This window comes from Stenotrophomonas sp. WHRI 8082, from assembly GCF_040223995.2.
Taxonomy (GTDB): domain Bacteria; phylum Pseudomonadota; class Gammaproteobacteria; order Xanthomonadales; family Xanthomonadaceae; genus Stenotrophomonas.
Window position 1 is genome coordinate 453,322 of sequence record NZ_CP167826.1, and the last position, 17,396, is coordinate 470,717.

18 protein-coding genes are annotated in these 17,396 nt (G+C 66.1%); 5 read left to right on the plus strand and 13 right to left on the minus strand.

The features are described 5' to 3' along the window. The first annotated feature begins 68 nt into the window (after positions 1-68). Positions 69-698: a uracil phosphoribosyltransferase gene (upp, locus tag ABRP17_RS01925; protein WP_188324348.1), complete on the plus strand. Its 630-nt coding sequence runs from the start codon at positions 69-71 to the stop codon at positions 696-698. A gap of 84 nt (positions 699-782) precedes the next feature. Here the strand turns inward: upp and ABRP17_RS01930 are convergent, their stop codons facing one another. From ABRP17_RS01930 to rsmD, 6 genes are all read right to left on the minus strand, one after another. Beyond that, positions 783-1,667: an MBL fold metallo-hydrolase gene (locus ABRP17_RS01930; protein WP_188324349.1), complete on the minus strand. Its 885-nt coding sequence runs from the start codon at positions 1,665-1,667 to the stop codon at positions 783-785. Between the two features lie 85 nt (positions 1,668-1,752). Then, positions 1,753-3,480, minus strand: a complete 1,728-nt coding sequence (gene ggt / locus ABRP17_RS01935; protein WP_188324350.1) for a gamma-glutamyltransferase — start codon at positions 3,478-3,480, stop codon at positions 1,753-1,755. Beyond that, entirely contained in the window at positions 3,477-3,758 is a 282-nt protein-coding gene (locus tag ABRP17_RS01940) for a YfhL family 4Fe-4S dicluster ferredoxin (protein WP_042612382.1), read from the minus strand. Before ABRP17_RS01940 ends, ggt begins: the two co-directional genes overlap by 4 nt. A 153-nt stretch (positions 3,759-3,911) precedes the next feature. Next, on the minus strand, positions 3,912-4,406 hold the full coding sequence (locus ABRP17_RS01945; protein ID WP_188324351.1) for a hypothetical protein: 495 nt from the start codon (positions 4,404-4,406) through the stop codon (positions 3,912-3,914). A gap of 82 nt (positions 4,407-4,488) precedes the next feature. Further along, positions 4,489-4,998 carry a pantetheine-phosphate adenylyltransferase gene (gene coaD / locus ABRP17_RS01950; protein WP_188324352.1) on the minus strand — a complete coding sequence of 170 codons (510 nt, stop codon included), beginning with the start codon at positions 4,996-4,998 and terminating at the stop codon, positions 4,489-4,491. A gap of 26 nt (positions 4,999-5,024) precedes the next feature. Continuing rightward, positions 5,025-5,603, minus strand: coding sequence for a 16S rRNA (guanine(966)-N(2))-methyltransferase RsmD (gene rsmD / locus ABRP17_RS01955; RefSeq protein ID WP_349986818.1), 579 nt, complete (start codon positions 5,601-5,603; stop codon positions 5,025-5,027). Between the two features lie 650 nt (positions 5,604-6,253). On the opposite strand from rsmD, the gene htpG reads away from it, so the two are divergent. From htpG to ABRP17_RS01975, 4 genes are all read left to right on the plus strand, one after another. Next, a complete protein-coding gene (htpG, locus tag ABRP17_RS01960) occupies positions 6,254-8,161 on the plus strand; it encodes a molecular chaperone HtpG (RefSeq protein ID WP_349985988.1) in 1,908 nt (635 codons plus the stop codon). A 317-nt stretch (positions 8,162-8,478) separates the two neighbouring features. Further along, positions 8,479-9,882 carry a signal recognition particle-docking protein FtsY gene (ftsY, locus tag ABRP17_RS01965; protein WP_349985986.1) on the plus strand — a complete coding sequence of 468 codons (1,404 nt, stop codon included), beginning with the start codon at positions 8,479-8,481 and terminating at the stop codon, positions 9,880-9,882. 31 nt (positions 9,883-9,913) lie between these two features. Continuing rightward, complete coding sequence (mutY, locus tag ABRP17_RS01970; protein ID WP_349985992.1) at positions 9,914-10,975, plus strand: A/G-specific adenine glycosylase; 1,062 nt, start codon at positions 9,914-9,916, stop codon at positions 10,973-10,975. Positions 10,976-11,163: 188 nt separating this feature from the next. Beyond that, a complete protein-coding gene (locus ABRP17_RS01975) occupies positions 11,164-11,433 on the plus strand; it encodes an oxidative damage protection protein (protein ID WP_188324356.1) in 270 nt (89 codons plus the stop codon). A gap of 6 nt (positions 11,434-11,439) precedes the next feature. Here ABRP17_RS01975 and ABRP17_RS01980 read toward each other — a convergent pair whose 3' ends face one another. The 7 genes from ABRP17_RS01980 to sdhA all read right to left on the minus strand — a co-directional run bounded on the left by ABRP17_RS01980 (position 11,440) and on the right by sdhA (position 17,380). Beyond that, on the minus strand, positions 11,440-11,880 hold the full coding sequence (locus tag ABRP17_RS01980) for a DUF6491 family protein (protein ID WP_349985983.1): 441 nt from the start codon (positions 11,878-11,880) through the stop codon (positions 11,440-11,442). 165 nt (positions 11,881-12,045) lie between these two features. Beyond that, positions 12,046-12,759 carry a lipoprotein-releasing ABC transporter ATP-binding protein LolD gene (gene lolD / locus ABRP17_RS01985; RefSeq protein WP_188324358.1) on the minus strand — a complete coding sequence of 238 codons (714 nt, stop codon included), beginning with the start codon at positions 12,757-12,759 and terminating at the stop codon, positions 12,046-12,048. Then, positions 12,752-13,993 carry a lipoprotein-releasing ABC transporter permease subunit gene (locus ABRP17_RS01990; protein WP_192080599.1) on the minus strand — a complete coding sequence of 414 codons (1,242 nt, stop codon included), beginning with the start codon at positions 13,991-13,993 and terminating at the stop codon, positions 12,752-12,754. Before ABRP17_RS01990 ends, lolD begins: the two co-directional genes overlap by 8 nt. Positions 13,994-14,028: 35 nt before the next feature. Continuing rightward, positions 14,029-14,400, minus strand: a complete 372-nt coding sequence (locus tag ABRP17_RS01995; RefSeq protein WP_349985981.1) for a hypothetical protein — start codon at positions 14,398-14,400, stop codon at positions 14,029-14,031. A gap of 16 nt (positions 14,401-14,416) precedes the next feature. Further along, positions 14,417-14,665, minus strand: coding sequence for a succinate dehydrogenase assembly factor 2 (locus tag ABRP17_RS02000; RefSeq protein WP_188324360.1), 249 nt, complete (start codon positions 14,663-14,665; stop codon positions 14,417-14,419). Between the two features lie 69 nt (positions 14,666-14,734). After that, on the minus strand, positions 14,735-15,520 hold the full coding sequence (locus ABRP17_RS02005) for a succinate dehydrogenase iron-sulfur subunit (RefSeq protein ID WP_188324361.1): 786 nt from the start codon (positions 15,518-15,520) through the stop codon (positions 14,735-14,737). A 69-nt stretch (positions 15,521-15,589) separates the two neighbouring features. Then, positions 15,590-17,380 (minus strand): succinate dehydrogenase flavoprotein subunit, encoded by a 1,791-nt coding sequence (sdhA, locus tag ABRP17_RS02010; RefSeq protein WP_192080596.1) that lies wholly within the window; start codon positions 17,378-17,380, stop codon positions 15,590-15,592. Positions 17,381-17,396: the final 16 nt, after the last annotated feature.

Genomic DNA, 17,396 nt, shown 5'->3' on the forward strand with positions numbered 1-17,396 from the left:
CGCACTGGCCGCACAGGGCCGCGCTGGGGGACAATGGCGACCTCTGCCTTTCCCTTTGCCGGCCCCCCATGAATATCGTCGAAGTGCGCCATCCGCTGGTGCAGCACAAGATCGGGCTGATGCGCAACGCCGCGCTCAGCACCAAGGATTTCCGCGAACTGGCCAACGAGCTGGGCACCCTGCTCGCCTATGAGGCGACCGCCGACCTGGACACCGAATCGCACACCATGGACGGATGGTCCGGCCCGGTGACGGTGCAGCGCATCGCCGGTGCCAAGATCACCGTGGTGCCGATCCTGCGCGCGGGCCTGGGCATGCTGAGCGGCGTGCTGTCGCTGATTCCCGCCGCGCGCGTCAGCGTGGTCGGCCTGCAGCGCGACGAAGAAACCCTGCAGCCGGTGCCCTACTTCGAGCGCCTGACGGGCCGCCTGGAAGAGCGGGACGCGCTGATCCTGGACCCGATGCTGGCCACCGGCGGCACCCTGATCGCGACCATCGACATGCTCAAGCGGGCAGGCGCACGCCGCATCAAGGGCATTTTCCTGGTAGCCGCACCGGAGGGCATCGCCGCCGTACAGGCCGTGCACCCGGACGTGGAGATCTACACCGCCGCCATCGACCATCATCTGAACGAAAAGGGCTACATCCTGCCCGGCCTCGGCGACGCCGGCGACCGCATCTTCGGCACCCGCGTCTGAAAAAAGGGGACGGAGGGGATTAAGTCGCAAATGGCCAAGAACGTGGCCATTTGCGACTTAATCCCCTCCGTCCCCTTTATGGTGTTACAGGGCGCGGGCGGTGAGTTCGTGCTGCTCGTGCACGGTCACGAATCGCCCCTTGTCGTCGCGCTGGAGTTGCGCCAGCGCGATCTGCGGGTCGTGGGTAAAGAACAGGTGGACGTTGCGCGACAGCTTGTCTTCGAGGAATTGTTTCTTCTCGTCGATCAGTAGTTCCGCGTTGCGGTCGTAGCCCATGGTGATCGGCACGTGCACCCAGGACCGGCCCGGCACCAGGTCGGCACAGAACACTACGCCGCCCCGGGTCTGGCCGTCTGCCGTTGGCTGGCCGACGATCTCCGCCAGCATCAGGCCAGGCGTGTGGCCGTCGCTGAAACTGAAACGCACGCTGGCACCCAGTACCTGCGAGTACTCGCCCTGCACGATTTCCAGGCGTCCGCTTTCCTGCAACAGGGCGGGCAGTTCCGGGATGAAGCTGGCGCGGTCGCGCGGGTGGGGCTGCACTGCGCGCTGCCAATGCTCGGCACCCACCACGAAGGTGGCGTTGGGGAACAGCAGTTCGGGGGGCCTGCCCTCCACCCACGGCGCCAGCAACCCACCGGCGTGGTCGAAGTGCAGGTGGCTCAACACCACCACATCGATGTCTTCGTGCTCGAAACCCGCTTCGCGCAGGGAATCGATCAGCACGTGCCGGCTTTCCTGCACACCGTAGCGCTCGCGCAGCCGCGGTTCGAAGAATGCGCCGATCCCGGTTTCAAACAGCACGGTCTTACCGTGCAGCGGGCTGGCCAACAACGCGCGACACGCCAGTTCGATGCGGTTGAGTTCGTCGGGCGCCGCCCATTTTTCCCACACCGCACGTGGAGCGTTGCCGAACATCGCACCGCCATCCAGACGTTGCGTGTTGCCGCGGATCGACCATAGTTTCATGCGGCAAGTATCGGTCAGCTACCGTTAAATAATCGCTAGCCGGGGCGGTCACGCCGAGTGTGGCTCGGCGCTACCGCTGAACCATTTACTTCACCTGCGCGCTGCCGACCGGATTGCGCGGGTCGCTGCCGCCGTACAACGTATTGCTGCGGCGATCCCATTCCACCGTCTGCAGGTTGCCCCACACGTGGCTGGATCCGCGACCGCCAGCGGCGCTGTCGCCCGGCAGGTCGATCTTGTGGCCCATGGCCTGCAGCTGCTTGATGGTGCCGGCATCGAACGCATCGGTTTCCGCTTCGATCGCATCCGGCAACCACTGGTGGTGATAACGCGGCAACGCGGCAACCTGCTGCGCAGTCAGCCCTTGGTCGTAGCCGAGGATGCCCAGCAGCACCATGGTGATGATGCGGCTGCCACCCGGGGTGCCCAGCACCACCACCTTGTCGTCGCTTTCCATGAAGGTCGGCGTCATTGAGCTCAGCATGCGCTTGCCGGCCTTCGGCGCATTTGCCGCGTAACCCATCACGCCGAAGGCATTGGGGGTACCGGGCTTGAGTGCGAAGTCATCCATTTCGTTGTTCAGCAGTACGCCGGTGCCCTTCGGAATCAAACCGGAGCCGTACAGCAGGTTCACCGTCTGCGTTGCACCCACGCGGTTGCCGTCGCGGTCGATGATCGAGAAGTGCGTGGTCTCGTCATCTTCCAGCGGCGTCGGATTGCCCGACAACAGATCGCTGGGCGTGGCCTTTTCCGGATGGATGGTCGCGCGCAGCCCCTGCGCGTAATCCTTGCTGGTCAGCACCTTCTGCGGGATGTCGACGAAATCCGGATCACCAAGGAAGAAGGTGCGATCGCGGTATGCGCGGCGCATGGCCTCCACCACCAGGTGGGCGCGGTGCGCCTCATCCATCGATTTGATGTCCCAGCCCTCGAGGATCTGCAGCATGCTGGCCAACGCAATGCCACCAGAAGACGGCGGCGGCGCGGTGGTGATCTTCCAGCCGTTGTAATCGAACACGATCGGCTCGCGCACCTTCACCGTGTAGCCGGACAGCTCGTCGGCGGTCCAGCGGCCACCGGCCTGCTTGACCCCGGCCAGCAGCAGCTTGCCGGTCTGTCCGCGGTAGAACCCATCGAACCCGCCGTCCGCCAGACGCTGCAGCGTGCGTGCCAGTTCCGGCTGCTGGAAGATATCGCCCTCGGCAATCGGCTTGCCGTTGCGCAGGTAGACCTCCCGCGTGCCGGCATAACGCTCCATCACTTCACGGCGCGACTGGTAGCCCTTGGCCATCCGCGCGTACACGGGGAAGCCTTCGGTGGCGATGCGGATCGCCGGCTGCAGCGAGGTCTTCAGCGGCAGCTTGCCATGCTTGGAGGACAGCTCGACCAGTGCCGCGGGCAGGCCTGGGATGCCGGCCGACCAGGCACCGTTGACCGAACGGTCGCGATCCAGATTGCCGTCCTTGTCCAGGAACGCCGCTTCGGTGGCGGCCGCCGGTGCGGTCTCGCGTGCGTCCAGCATCAGGTCCTTGCCCGACGCGGCATCGTGCAGCAGGAAGAAGCCGCCACCGCCCAGCCCGGAGCTGATCGGTTCGACCACCGCCAGGGTGGAGGACACCGCGACGGCCGCATCGAAGGCATTGCCCCCCTGCGCCAGGATGTCCATGCCGGCCTGCGTGGCCAACTGATGGCCACTGGCGATCGCCACGCCATCGGGATGGGCGGCACGGGTGGGGCCAGTGGATTGCGCCCACGCCAGCGGCGCAGACAGCAGCAGGCCCAGCAGCAACAAGGGGCGCAGGATCGGGTTCATTCGGATGGGGGCTCCGCGTAGAGTTCAGGGTGATCGTGCTGCAGGCCGCGCAGTTTGGCCATCAGCTGGTCGTGCGTTTCGACGATGTCCGGGTCCGGGTCGATGCATTCCACCGGACAGACGACCACGCACTGGGCTTCGTCGAAATGGCCCACGCACTCGGTACAGCGTGCAGGGTCGATCACGTAGATGGTTTCACCCATCGAAATGGCCTGGTTGGGGCAGGCCGGCTCGCAGACGTCACAGTTGACGCAGAGCTCATTGATTTTCAGCGACACGGCGATGGACTCCTCGCCCGCGCAGCGCGGACTGCCTGGCAAGGCAGACCGCTGGACTGGCACCGGCCGGCGCGGGCGCGCTGGCCGGTCAGTGGCACCCCGTCGGGGGCACCTACGGCCACGCCGCAGGGCGTGGCCGCTACCGCACGGGTATTACTTGGCTTCGACGAACACGTACTCGGCACCGGTCGGCTGGACGACAGCCTGCACGCGCGCATTGTCCGCGGCGTCACCGATGAACAGCACGCGCACGTTCTTCATGGAATCCGGCGACACGTCCTTGAACACGACCTGGATCATGTCGGCCATCTTGGCCGAGGCCGACGAACCGAAGGCCAGCATGTTGCCCGGCTGCACGCCACGGGCGACGGCCTGGGTGGCGCTCTCGGTCTGGCGCTCGAACTTGGCGGCGAACTCCGGATCCGATTCCGGTGCGAGGTAGTACAGGAACGGGCTGTTGGTCACGGTGCCCATGTTCTGCACGGCCACGGTCTGCAGGTACTTCTTCCAGCCGGCATCGTCGTCCTTGGCCGGAGCGACCAGCGCCTGCTGGGCGTCGGCGGCCGGAGCCGGGGCTTCTTCCTTCTTGCAGGCGGTGAAGGCCAGGGCAAGCGAGGCCAGCAGCATGGCGCGCATGGTGGTGTTCATGGGTGATCTCCCGTGGTGATTCTGTGGATTGCAGTGGATACGTAAGGATGCCGGCGGCGCTGGTGCGCCACGGGCGGGTGGTTCAGGCCTGCGCTGCCTTGGCTTCGCGGGCCCTGCGCAGCGCATCGAGCACCGACGCCGGCACGAAGCCGGACACGTCGCCACCCAGGCGTGCGATTTCGCGCACCAGCGACGAGGAGATGAAGCTGTGCTGCTCGGCCGGTGTCAGGAACAGGGTTTCGACTTCCGGGATCAGGTGGCGGTTCATGCTGGCCATCTGGAACTCGTACTCGAAATCGGAGACCGCGCGCAGCCCGCGCAGCAGGATGCCGCCCTGCACCGAACGCACGAAGTGCGCCAGCAGGGTATCAAAGCCGATCACTTCCACGTTGTCGTGGTGCGACAGCGCGCCGCGGGCCAACTGCACGCGCAGCTCCAGCGGCAGCGTCGGGCCCTTGGACGGGCTCTGCGCCACGCCGACCACTACTTTTTCGAACAGCGGAGCGGCCCGGTTCACCAGGTCGATGTGACCATTGGTGATGGGGTCGAAGGTGCCCGGGTAGACAGCGATGCGACGATTGGCGACGGTCATGTGCGGTCGTAAACGTTCAGATTTGGTCAAAGTGTAGCAGTGGCACGCCGATACAGCGCAAAGCGCACCTCGCGGGTGCCTCCTTCGCGGTGCAGCAGCCACTCCGCCGGCAAGCGCGGAGCCTGGCCCTCGGGTGACTCCACATACAGCCAGGCGTCGGCGGCCAGGTGTCGCGGCAGCTGGGCCAGCGTGCTTTCCCACAGCTCGGCTGCGAACGGCGGATCGACGAAGGCGATGTCGGCCTGTGCCGGCGGCGCGCTCTGCAGCCAGCGCAGCGCATCGCTCTGCACCACCTGCACGCGCGACTCGGCCTTGAGTTTGGCCACCACCGCCGTCAGGTTTGCCGCCAGCTGCGGATCACGCTCGATCAGCGTGGCGTGCGCCGCACCGCGTGACACGGCCTCCAGCCCGAGTGCGCCGCTGCCGGCGAAGACATCGAGCACCCGCGCCCCGCCCAGCCGGGGCATCAGCCAGTTGAACAGGGTTTCGCGCACCCGGTCGCTGCTGGGGCGCAGGCCTGGCAGGGGGGGCACCGGCAGCCGTGTGTTGCGCCACTGGCCGCCGATGATGCGGACCTGGCCCTCGTTGCCACCGCGGCCGCTCATGGCGCGCTACCGGGATTGACCCGCGTACGGGTCTGTTTCATGGAATTCAGCATGTTTCGATTGTAGCGGCAGCAGCGAACGGCTGAGCCCCTCGTGGTGGGTCGCGGACAGCGGTGTCCTGGGAGTGGGCCGGGCGGGAGGGGTTGGTGGGGGACGGCAAAAACCGCATCCATGCGGGCCTCGTTTCGCGCCATCCTTGGCGCTCAACGCCCCCACCCAGCCCCACCGCCCGGCCCTGCGACATGCCCCGTGCGCCCACCACGGAAAGAAAAAAAGAAAAGCGGAATGGTCGGCCGCTCCCCGCTGAGGTCCACGGATACATTCCGCCGACCATGGGTCGGCGCTACCGCTTTTTCTTTTTCTTTTTACGTGGCGGGACGCGCGCGCGGACTGTCCGGGCCGGGCGGGAGGGGTTGGTGGGGGCGTTGAGCGCCAAGGATGGCGCGAAACGAGGCCCGCATGGATGCGGTTTTTGCCGTCCCCCACCAACCCCTCCCGCCCGGCCCACTCCCAAGACACCGCTTCCAGCGACCCACCACGAGGGGCTCAGCCGTTCGCCCGACGCCGAGGGCCTTGATAACGGGACAATCACCCTCACCCCTTGCGCAGGCCGCACACGCTGACGCGGCACTGACACGGAGCCCCATGCGATGACTGAAACCACACAGACCGAGACCCTTGGCTTCCAGACCGAGGTCAAACAGCTGCTGCAGCTGATGATTCACTCGCTGTACTCGAACAAGGAAATCTTCCTGCGCGAGCTGGTGTCCAATGCCGCCGACGCAGCCGACAAGCTGCGCTTCGAAGCGCTGACCCAGCCGGCCCTGCTGGACGGTGACAACGAGCTGCGCGTGCGCGTCAGCTTCGATGCCGCCGCGCACACGGTGACCATCGAAGACAACGGCATCGGCATGAGCCGCGACGAAGCCATCGCCCACCTGGGTACGATCGCCAAATCAGGTACCGGCGACTTCCTGCGCCAGCTCTCCGGCGACCAGAAGAAGGACTCGCAGCTGATCGGCCAGTTCGGCGTCGGCTTCTACAGCGCCTTCATCGTGGCCGACCAGGTGGATGTGTACTCGCGTCGCGCCGGTGCGTCGGCCGCCGAAGGCGTGCGCTGGTCCTCGCGCGGCGAAGGCGAGTTCGATATCGCGCAGGTGGAAAAAGCCGAGCGCGGTACCCGCATCGTGCTGCACCTGAAGGAGGGCGAGCAGGACTTCGCCGATGGCTGGCGCCTGCGCGGCATCCTGAAAAAGTACTCCGACCATATCGGCCTGCCGATCCAGATGCCGAAGGAGCAGCCGGCCGCCGAAGGCGACGATGCGGCGCCGGCGCTGGAATGGGAAACCGTCAACCGCGCCAGTGCGCTGTGGACGCGTCCGCGCACCGAGATCACCGACCCGGAATACACCGAGTTCTACAAGCACGTTGCCCACGATCACGGCGATCCGCTCGCGTGGAGCCACAACAAGGTCGAAGGCAAGCTGGAGTACACCTCGCTGCTGTACGTGCCGGGCCGCGCACCGTTCGACCTGTACCACCGTGAGGCCCCCAAGGGCCTGAAGCTGTACGTGCAGCGTGTGTTCGTGATGGACCAAGCCGAGCAGTTCCTGCCGTTGTACCTGCGCTTCATCAAGGGCGTGGTGGATTCCAACGACCTCTCGCTCAATGTGTCGCGCGAAATCCTGCAGTCCGGGCCGGTCATCGATTCGATGAAGTCCGCGCTGACCAAGCGCTCGCTGGACATGCTGGAGAAGCTGTCCAAGGACAAGCCGGAGCAGTTCGCGACGTTCTGGAAGGAATTCGGCCAGGTGCTGAAGGAAGGCCCCGCCGAAGACTTCAACAACCGCGAGAAGATCGCCGGCCTGCTGCGTTTTGCCTCGACCCGTGGCGATGGCGATGCGCAGACGGTGTCGCTGGCCGATTATCTCGGCCGCGTGGCGGAAGGCCAGGACAAGATCTACTACCTGACGGGCGAGAGCTACACCCAGGTGCGTAACAGCCCGCATCTGGAAGTGTTCCGCAAGAAGGGCATTGAAGTCCTGCTGCTGACCGACCGCATCGACGAGTGGCTGATGGGCTACCTGACGGAGTTCGACGGCAAGCGTTTCGTTGACATCGCACGGGGCGACCTGGACCTGGGCGCGCTGGAAAGCGAGGAAGACAAGCAGGCACAGGAATCGGCGGCCAAGGACAAGCAGGCCCTTGTCGAGCGTCTGAAGACCGCGCTGGGTGATGACGTCGCCGAGGTAAGGGTGTCGCACCGGCTGACCGACTCGCCCGCCGTGCTGGCGATCGGCGAGCAGGACCTGGGCTTGCAGATGCGGCAGATCCTGGAAGCCAGCGGGCAGAAGGTGCCGGAGAGCAAGCCGGTGCTGGAGATCAATCCGGGCCACCCGCTGATTGCCAAGCTGGACGCGGAAGCAGACGGCGAGCGCTTCGACGACCTGGGCCGGGTACTGTTCGACCAGGCCGCGCTGGCCGCCGGTGACAGCCTGAAAGATCCGGGCGCCTATGTGGCTCGCTTGAACAAGCTGCTGCTGGAGCTGTCGGCGTAAAGGCCGTTCGTGATGCAGCAGCGTGAGGACGATCGGTCGTCACGCTGCTGCGTCTGCCCGGTCCGGCTCTGGTCGGCTGCTCGGTCTGGCTCTTGGTAGAGCCGACTTCAGTCGGCTGCTCGATCCACGTCAGCCGACTGAAGTCGGCTCTACCAGGCTGACCGGTCCACGTCAGCCCACTGAAGTCGGCTCTACCAGGCTGCTCGGTCCACGTCAGCCGACTGAAGTCGGCTCTACCGGGCTGCTTCCCTTCCTCCACGCAGGCCCTACCGGGGCCGGTGGTACCCTGTCCCCTGATTCAAAGCCGCTGCCCGCCAATGCTCAGTTTTTTCCGTCGTAAAAAGACCCAGGATGCGCCGCAGGCCGACGCGCCCAAGACCCATCACTACACGGCTGAAGAGCTGGCGGCTGCCTTCCCATCGGCACGCCTGGCCGAGGAAATCCCTGCCCCGCCCGTAGCGCTCGAGCCGCCAGTGGTGAGCGAGCCGCCGCAGGCGCCCAGCGCGCCGTCACCCGCGGTGGCTGCACCGGCACCCGTCGTCCCGACACCGCCCGTGGCCAGTGTGCCCGCACCGGTTGCACCTGCGCCGCCCGTGGTCGCGGCGCCGGCTACCGTTATCCCTGCCCCTGCGCTCCCCGCAGCGCCGCCTACCGCCGAGCGCGCACCTGAAGATTTCGTGGCCGAGGCGCTTGCCGCCGCCGCTGTACTGGCGCCGATCGCGCCGGTCACGCCTGCCATGGAACCGGCCGCTCCGGCCGCCGACCTGCCCGTGCTGGTGGATGCCGAGCCTGCACCTGCCGGCAAGAGCGGTTGGCGCGAGCGACTGCGCAACAGCACCTTCGCCCGCAGCTTTGGTGGCTTGTTCTCGCGCAACCCCAAGCTCGACGATGACCTGCTGGATGAAATCGAGACCGCGCTGATCACCGCCGATGTTGGCGTCACCGCGACCACCACGCTGGTCGAAAGCCTGCGCCGACGCATGAAGTCACGCGAGTTCGCTGATGCGCAGGCGCTGCTGAAGGCACTGCGCGCCGACCTGATCAACATCCTGGTGCCGGTGGCCAAGCCGCTGGTCATCGACCGCAGCGCCAAGCCCTTCGTCGTGCTCACCGTGGGTGTCAACGGCGTCGGCAAGACCACCACCATCGGCAAGCTGGCCAAGCGCTTCAAAGACGAAGGCCACAGCCTGATGCTGGCCGCCGGCGACACCTTCCGTGCCGCTGCGGTTGCGCAGTTGCAGTCGTGGGGCGACCGCAATGGCGTCACCGTGATCGCGCAGGGTCAGAATGCCGATGCCGCTTCGGTTGCGTTCGATGCGCTGCAGGCCGGCAAGGCGCGCGGCACCTCGGTGCTGATCGCCGATACCGCCGGCCGCCTGCACACCCAGTCCGGGCTGATGAACGAGCTGGGCAAGATCCGTCGCGTACTGGGCAAGATCGATCCCGGCGCACCGCATGAAGTGCTGATGGTGATCGACGGCACGACGGGCCAGAACGCGCTGTCGCAGCTGCGCCAGTTCAACGCCGCAGTGAATGTCACCGGCCTGGTCGTGACCAAGCTGGATGGAACGGCCAAGGGCGGCGTGGTGTTCGCGCTGGCGCAGGAATTCGGCATCCCGATCCGCTTCGCCGGTATTGGTGAGCGTCCGGAAGACCTGCGCGTGTTCGACCCGGAAGCCTTCGTCGACGCTCTGCTGCCTGAAGCGCTGGGCAGTGCCTGAGGCCGCCACCGTCGTCGCGGCCGCGCCTCCGCTGGCGTCGGTCGCCGGCGGCAGCGATCCGTTCGTCGCCCACTTGCTGCACTGGTTCGATGGCCACGGCCGCCATGACCTGCCTTGGCAGCATCCGCGAACGCCCTACCGTGTGTGGCTGTCGGAAATCATGCTGCAGCAGACCCAGGTCGCGACGGTCATCCCGTACTTCCTGAAATTCCTGCATCACTTCCCCACCCTGCCCGACCTTGCCGCCGCCGAGAACGATGCGGTAATGGCGCAGTGGGCCGGGCTGGGGTATTACGCCCGTGCGCGCAACCTGCATGCGGCTGCCAAGCGCTGCGTGGCCGACCACGGTGGCGAACTGCCGCGCGATCTCGATGCGCTGCACGCCTTGCCGGGCATCGGCCGCAGCACCGCCGGGGCAATCCTCAGCCAAGCGTGGAAGGATCCTTTCGCGATCCTGGATGGCAACGTCAAGCGGGTACTGACCCGCTACCACGGCATCGAGGGGTTTCCTGGGCTGCCGGCGGTGGAACGGCCGCTGTGGGCGTTGGCCGACGCCCACGTCGCGCAGGTGCCGGTGGGCCGGATGGCCGATTACACGCAGGCACAGATGGACCTGGGCGCTACGTTGTGTACGCGCAGCAGGCCGAGCTGTGTGATCTGCCCGCTGCAGGAGCGCTGCGTAGCCCGCCGCGAAGGTCGCACGGCGGAATTGCCCACGGCGAAGCCGAGCAAGGTACTACCCGAGCGCGAGGCCGTGGCGGTGCTGCTGCAGGACGGCCAGGGCCGCACGCTGCTGCAGAAGCGCCCGGAAACGGGCATCTGGGCGTCGCTGTGGACCCTGCCGCAGGCGGACACGGGGCTGGCGATGCAGGATTGGTTCGATGCGCACGTGGACGGCGCGCTGGAAGATGCGCAGGCGTTGCCGGTGCTGCAGCACACCTTCAGTCATTACCGGCTGCAGCTGCAGGTGTTGCGCGCGCGGGTGAGCGGACTGAAGGTGGACCATCCGATGCTGCGCTGGGTGGCGGCCGGAGACATGCCAGCGCTGGGCCTGCCCGCCCCGATCCGCAAGCTGCTGGAAGCGGTGTTGTGATGTGGATCGGTGGTGCTGAACGTGGCGATGTTCGTGATGCGGCTCGGTCTCGGCGAACGTGGCGATGTTCGGTAGAGCCGACTTCAGTCGGCTGATGCTATCCGCAGCCGACTAAAGTCGGCTCTACCGGCCGGCTATCCCGGTCGGCTGTTGCGGCCGCCCTTCCCTTTTTTCGAGAGTATCTGCCCATGTCCCGCACTATTTTCTGTCAGTACCAGCAAGCCGATGCCGAGGGGCTGGACTTCGTTCCCTACCCCGGTGAGTTGGGTCAGCGCATTTTCGCCCATATCGGCAAGCCGGCGTGGAGCGCGTGGCTGGCGCACCAGACGATGCTGATCAATGAAAACCGGCTGTCGCCGCGTGATCCGAAACACCGCGCCTTCCTGGAAGAGGAACTGGTGAAGTACCTGTTCGCGGGCAATGCGGAAAAGCCGCCGGGCTTCGTGCCTGAGGCCTGATCGGGCTCAGGGTTCGCGTTCCTGGGTGGCGGCCTGGCGCAGGTCCTGCTCGGCCACGCGCAGCGCCTTGATGTCCAATGGGCGGATGCGGGCGATGAAGCACGGCATCTGCGGGCCCGGGCCGGGGCCGCCTACGAGCACCTTGTCGAAGCGGGCCGCCACCCGCCCGACGCGACTGGTGAGGCCGATCGCCTGCGCATACGGAAGGTCAGGGCACGGGCCTGACAGCTCCAGCAGGTACGCCTCGCCGGGGCGTGTCCACACGGCCAGTGCGCTGTCGCCCAGTTCCTGCCAGCCACTCAGGCTGGAGGTAAACGGCATGTCGTTCTGTGGAGGACCGGCGTGGGCGCGGTACAGCTGGACCTTCTGTTCAGTGGTCAACCGGCCACTGGTGGCACAGGCCGCAAGACAGAGGCACAACGCAGTGGCGGTGATCAGGCGCTTCATGGCGGATATCCCGGGGATTCACGGCCGATGATGCAATCGCGACCGTGAACGCGGTAGTGACGGCCGCTGGCCGTCAATCCGGGACCGCTGCAGTGGAACGCCAGCGCCCGTCACTAACCCGGTCCAGTTTGACGGCCAGCGGCCGTCACTACCGGGTCGCCGACGTTAGACGTCGGCGTGCGCCAGCGCGTGCAGCTTGCCTTCGCGCAGCTCCAGCACGCGGTCCAGTTTGCGCGCCAGGCTGCGGTCGTGGGTGACCAGCACCAGCGAGGTATGCCGCGCGCGATTCAGTTCCAGCATCAGCTCGAATACGGTCCCTGCGGTGCGGTCATCCAGGTTGCCGGTGGGCTCGTCGCCGAGCACGCAGGCGGGCTGATTGACCAGTGCACGCGCCACGGCCGCACGCTGGCGTTCGCCACCGGACAGCTCGCCCGGCTTGTGCTGCAGGCGGTGACCCAGGCCTACCGACTCCAGCAGCGCTTTTGCGCGGTCATTGGCCGCCGCCACCTCGCCGCCGCCCAGCAGCACCGGCATCATCACGTTTTCCAACGCGGTGAACTCCGGCAGCAGGTGGTGGAACTGATACACGAAGCCCAACGCCCGGTTGCGCAACACCCCGCGCTCGCCATCGGACAGCTTGGACATCTGCTGACCCGCGACGAACACTTCACCGGCACTCGGCGTATCCAGCCCGCCCAGCAGGTGCAGCAGCGTGCTCTTGCCGGCGCCGGATGCGCCGATGATGGCCACGGTTTCGCCGGCCGTCACGTGCAGGTCCAGGCCGTTGAACACCGGGGTATGCATCTTGCCTTCCGCGTAGGTCTTGCCCAACGCTTCGGCGCGGATGACTTCCTGGCCGGGAGAGAAAACCTCATTCATAACGCAGCGCCTCCGCGGGCTGGGTGCGGGCGGCGCGCCACGCCGGATACAGGGTGGCAAGGAAACTCATCGCCAGCGCGACCACCGTGATCACCACGATGTCGGCGGGCTGCATGTCGGTCGGCAGGCCGGTGATGTAGTAGACGTCTTCCGGCAGCAGCTTCACGTTGAACACCGCCTCGATGGCACCCAGGATGCGCTCCAGGTTGAGGGTCAGGGTGATGCCGCCGATCACGCCGGCCACCGTGCCGATGATGCCGATCAGCGAGCCCTGCACCATGAAGACGCCCATCACCCCGCGCGGGGTCAGCCCCAACGTGCGCAGAATGGCGATGTCGGCCTGTTTGTCGGTCACCAGCATCACCTGCGAGGACACCAGGTTGAAGGCACCCATCGCGATGATCAGCGACAGCAGGATCCCCATCACCACTTTTTCCATCCGCAGCGAGTGGTACAGGTTTGCATTCTGCTGGGTCCAGTCGCTGACCCGATAGCCGCCGCCAAGGCGCTGCGCAAGGTCGACGCCGACGTTGAGCGCCTGGTCCATGTCATGCAGCTTCAGCCGCACGCCCGTGGCCCCATCGATGCGCAACACGCGCTCCAGGTCCTTCATGTTGGCGAACGCCACACCCCGATCGATCTCGTTGTAACCGGCTTCGAAGATACCGCTGACGGTGAAGCGCTTCATCCGCGGAATCGCGCCCATCGGCGTGCCCTGCACTTCGGCCAGCGTCGCCACCACCTGGTCGCCGACGCCAACACCCAGCCAGATCGCCAGCTCCTGGCCGAGGATCATGTTGTAGCTGCCCGGCGTCAGGCTGTCGAAACGGCCCTTCTTCATTTTATCGGCGACAACGGAAACCTTGGGCTCCATCGCCGGATCCACGCCCTGCACCAGCGCGCCCTGCACGCGGGGGCCGCTGATCATCGCCTGGATCTCGATATACGGCGCGGCACCGGCCACGCGCGGATCTTTGTAGGACAGATCCACGGCGCGCTGCCAGTCGCTCATCGGCTCGCCATCGCGGGTGATGGTGGTGTGCGCGGACATCTGCAGCAGGCGGTCACGGATTTCCTTCTGGAAGCCGCTCATCACCGCCAGCGTGGTGATCAGCACCGTGACACCCAGCGCAATGCCGAGGATCGATGCCATCGAAATGAAAGAGATGAAGCCGTTGCGGCGCTTGGCTCGCAGGTAGCGCAGGCCGATGGCCACGGGGATGGGTTTGAACATGCAGGTGCGCCGGTAGATTCAGCGTATGGTGCCACCTACGGCGGCTTACGGGAAACCTGTCGTGCACGGACGGCTAGACGCAGTTCACGTCGCTGCCCGCGCGACAGCACGTCCGGCCAGAACAACAGGCTGGCGCCGCTGCCCGGTCCCTGCCAGCGCAGCTGCAGCCACGGCCCGCGTACCTGCAGGGTCGGCACGTCCAGTTCCACGCCATCCAGCAGCAATGGACGGGGCAGTTCCTGCAGCCACAGCAGACGACGCGGGCAGCGCATCGCGGACCAGATCAGGCCCACGCCCGCCAGCCAGCACAGCAGGATCACCGGTGATTGCGCGCGTGCGGATATCCCGCTGGCAGCGACCAGCCAAGGCGCAGCGAGCGCGACCAGGGCCTCCGCCAGCAGGCGCACGCGCGAAGGTCGCCACTCAAGCCTTGAGGGCGCGGATCCGGTCGAGCATCGGGACGGCGTGTGCATGCGGGCAGGCCTCGTAGCCCATGAACCACCGCCACAACTTATCGTCCTCGCAGTCCAGCAGGAACAGGAAAACCTCGCGGTCCGCTGCCGGTGCAGTCGGCCACTCGCGCTCCAGGTAGCGTTCGAACAGCTGGTCCAGCTCGCGCATGCCGCGGCGGCAGCGCCAGCGCAGCTTCTTCACCAGGGTGGCTTCGTCCATCGGGGTTCCCGGATAGCGCAACGCCGAGCATGGCTCGGCGCTGCAGGGTGCGTCAGTGTGGCAGGCAGATCAGGCGCGACGCGCCATCATCAGCTTCTTGATCTCGGCAATCGCCAACGCCGGGTTCAAGCCCTTCGGGCAGGTCCGTGCGCAGTTCATGATGGTGTGGCAGCGATACAGCTTGAACGGATCTTCCAGATCGTCCAGGCGGGCACCGGTGTCTTCATCGCGCGAATCCACGATCCAGCGGTAGGCCTGCAACAGCACGGCCGGCCCCAGGTAACGCTCGCCGTTCCACCAGTAGCTAGGGCAACTGGTGGAGCAGCACGCGCACAGGATGCACTCATACAGACCGTCCAGCTTCTTGCGGTCTTCCGGCGACTGCAGGCGCTCGCGGTCCGGCGGTGCCGGCGTCTGCGTGCGGATCCACGGCTTGATCGACGCGTACTGCGCATAGAAATGCGTCAGGTCCGGCACCAGGTCCTTGACCACGCTCATGTGCGGCAGCGGGTAGATCGGCACTTCGGCCTTGCCGCAATCGGCAATGGCGCGGGTGCAGGCCAGCGTGTTGGTGCCGTCGATGTTCATCGCGCACGAACCGCAGATGCCTTCGCGGCATGAACGACGGAAGGTCAGGGTCGGATCGATCTCGTTCTTGATCTTGATCAGCGCGTCCAGGACCATCGGTCCGCACGCGTCCAGGTCGATCTCGTAGGTATCGGTACGCGGGTTGCTGTCGTCGTCCGGACTCCAGCGGTAGACCTTGAAGGTACGCACGTTCTTCGCGCCGCCGGTGGCGGGGAAGTGCTTGCCCTTCGTGATCTTTGAATTCTTTGGCAGGGAAAACTCGGCCATGGCTGCTCTCGTTGGCTCAGGCGGCCCGCGCCCTCAAGGCGCGGATTGCATGGTAGGCGGGGGTCGCGATCAGTACACGCGCGGCTTCGGCGGCACCACGTCAACCTCATCGGTCAGCGTGTACATGTGCACCGGACGGTAATCGAAGCTGCACTTGCCCTGGTCGTCGACCTTGACCAGCGTGTGCTTGTGCCAGTTGACGTCGTCGCGATCCGGGAAGTCTTCGTGCGCATGTGCGCCGCGGCTTTCCTTGCGCTGCTCGGCCGAGTTGATGGTCGCCACGGCATTGAGCAGCAGGTTGTTCAGTTCGTAGGTTTCGATCAGGTCCGAGTTCCAGACCAGCGAACGATCGGTGACCTTGACGTCCTGGAACGAGTCGAAGATACCGGCCATCTTCTCGCAGCCTTCCTTCAGCGTCTGGCTGGTGCGGAACACGGCCGCATCGGCCTGCATGGTGCGCTGCATGTTGTCGCGGATCACCGACGTCGGCGTATCGCCCTTGGCATAACGCAGCTTGTCCAGCAGCCCCAGTGCCTTGTCGCAGGCATCGGCCGGCAGCGGCTTGTGCGATGCACCCGGCTTGATGGTTTCGGCACAGCGGTTGGCCACCGCACGACCGAACACCACCAGATCCAGCAGCGAGTTCGACCCCAGGCGGTTGGCACCGTGGACCGATACGCAGGCCGCTTCGCCGATCGCGTACAGGCCCGGGATGACTGCATCCGGGTTGTCGCCATCGATGCGCACCACTTCACCGTGGAAGTTGGTCGGAATGCCGCCCATGTTGTAGTGCACGGTCGGGATGACCGGGATCGGCTGCGTATGCACGTCGACGCCGGCAAAGATGCGCGCGCTTTCGGCGATACCCGGCAGCTTGTCATCGATCACGCCCGGGCCGAGGTGGGTCAGGTCGAGCAGGATGTGATCCTTGTGCTCGCCGACGCCGCGGCCTTCGCGGATTTCCACGGTCATCGAACGCGCAACCACGTCGCGCGATGCCAGATCCTTGTAGTGCGGTGCGTAGCGCTCCATGAAGCGCTCGCCGCTGCTGTTGCGCAGGATGCCACCTTCGCCGCGCACACCCTCGGTGATCAGGCAGCCCGCGCCGTAGATGCCGGTCGGGTGGAACTGCACGAATTCCATGTCCTGCATCGCGATGCCGGCACGCATGGCCAGGCCGCCGCCATCACCGGTGCAGGTGTGGGCGGAGGTCGCGCTGAAGTAGGCACGGCCGTAGCCGCCGGTGGCCAGCACCACGCCCTGGGCGCGGAACAGGTGCAGCGAGCCCTCGGCCATGTCGATGGCCAGCACGCCGCGGCAGGTGCCGTCTTCGTCGAAGATCAGGTCCAGCGCGAAGTACTCGATCATGAAGCGTGCATCGTGCTTCAGCGACTGCTGGTACAGGGTGTGCAACATGGCGTGGCCGGTACGATCGGCCGCCGCGCAGGTACGCTGCGCCGCCGGGCCTTCGCCGTACTTGGTGGTCATGCCGCCGAACGGGCGCTGGTAGATCTTGCCCTCTTCGGTACGGCTGAACGGCACGCCGTAGTGCTCCAGCTCGATGATCGCCGGGATCGCTTCGCGGCACATGTACTCGATCGCGTCCTGGTCACCCAGCCAATCCGAGCCCTTGATCGTGTCGTAGAAGTGGTAACGCCAGTCGTCCTCGCCCATGTTGCCGAGCGCGGCGGAGATGCCACCCTGCGCGGCGACGGTGTGCGAACGGGTTGGGAAGACCTTGGTCAGGCACACGGTCTGCAAACCCTTGGCAGCCAGCCCGAACGTGGCGCGCAGGCCGGCACCGCCGGCGCCCACCACGACCATGTCGTACTTGTGTTCGGTGATCTTGTAAGCGGACATCTAATCTGGATTCCTG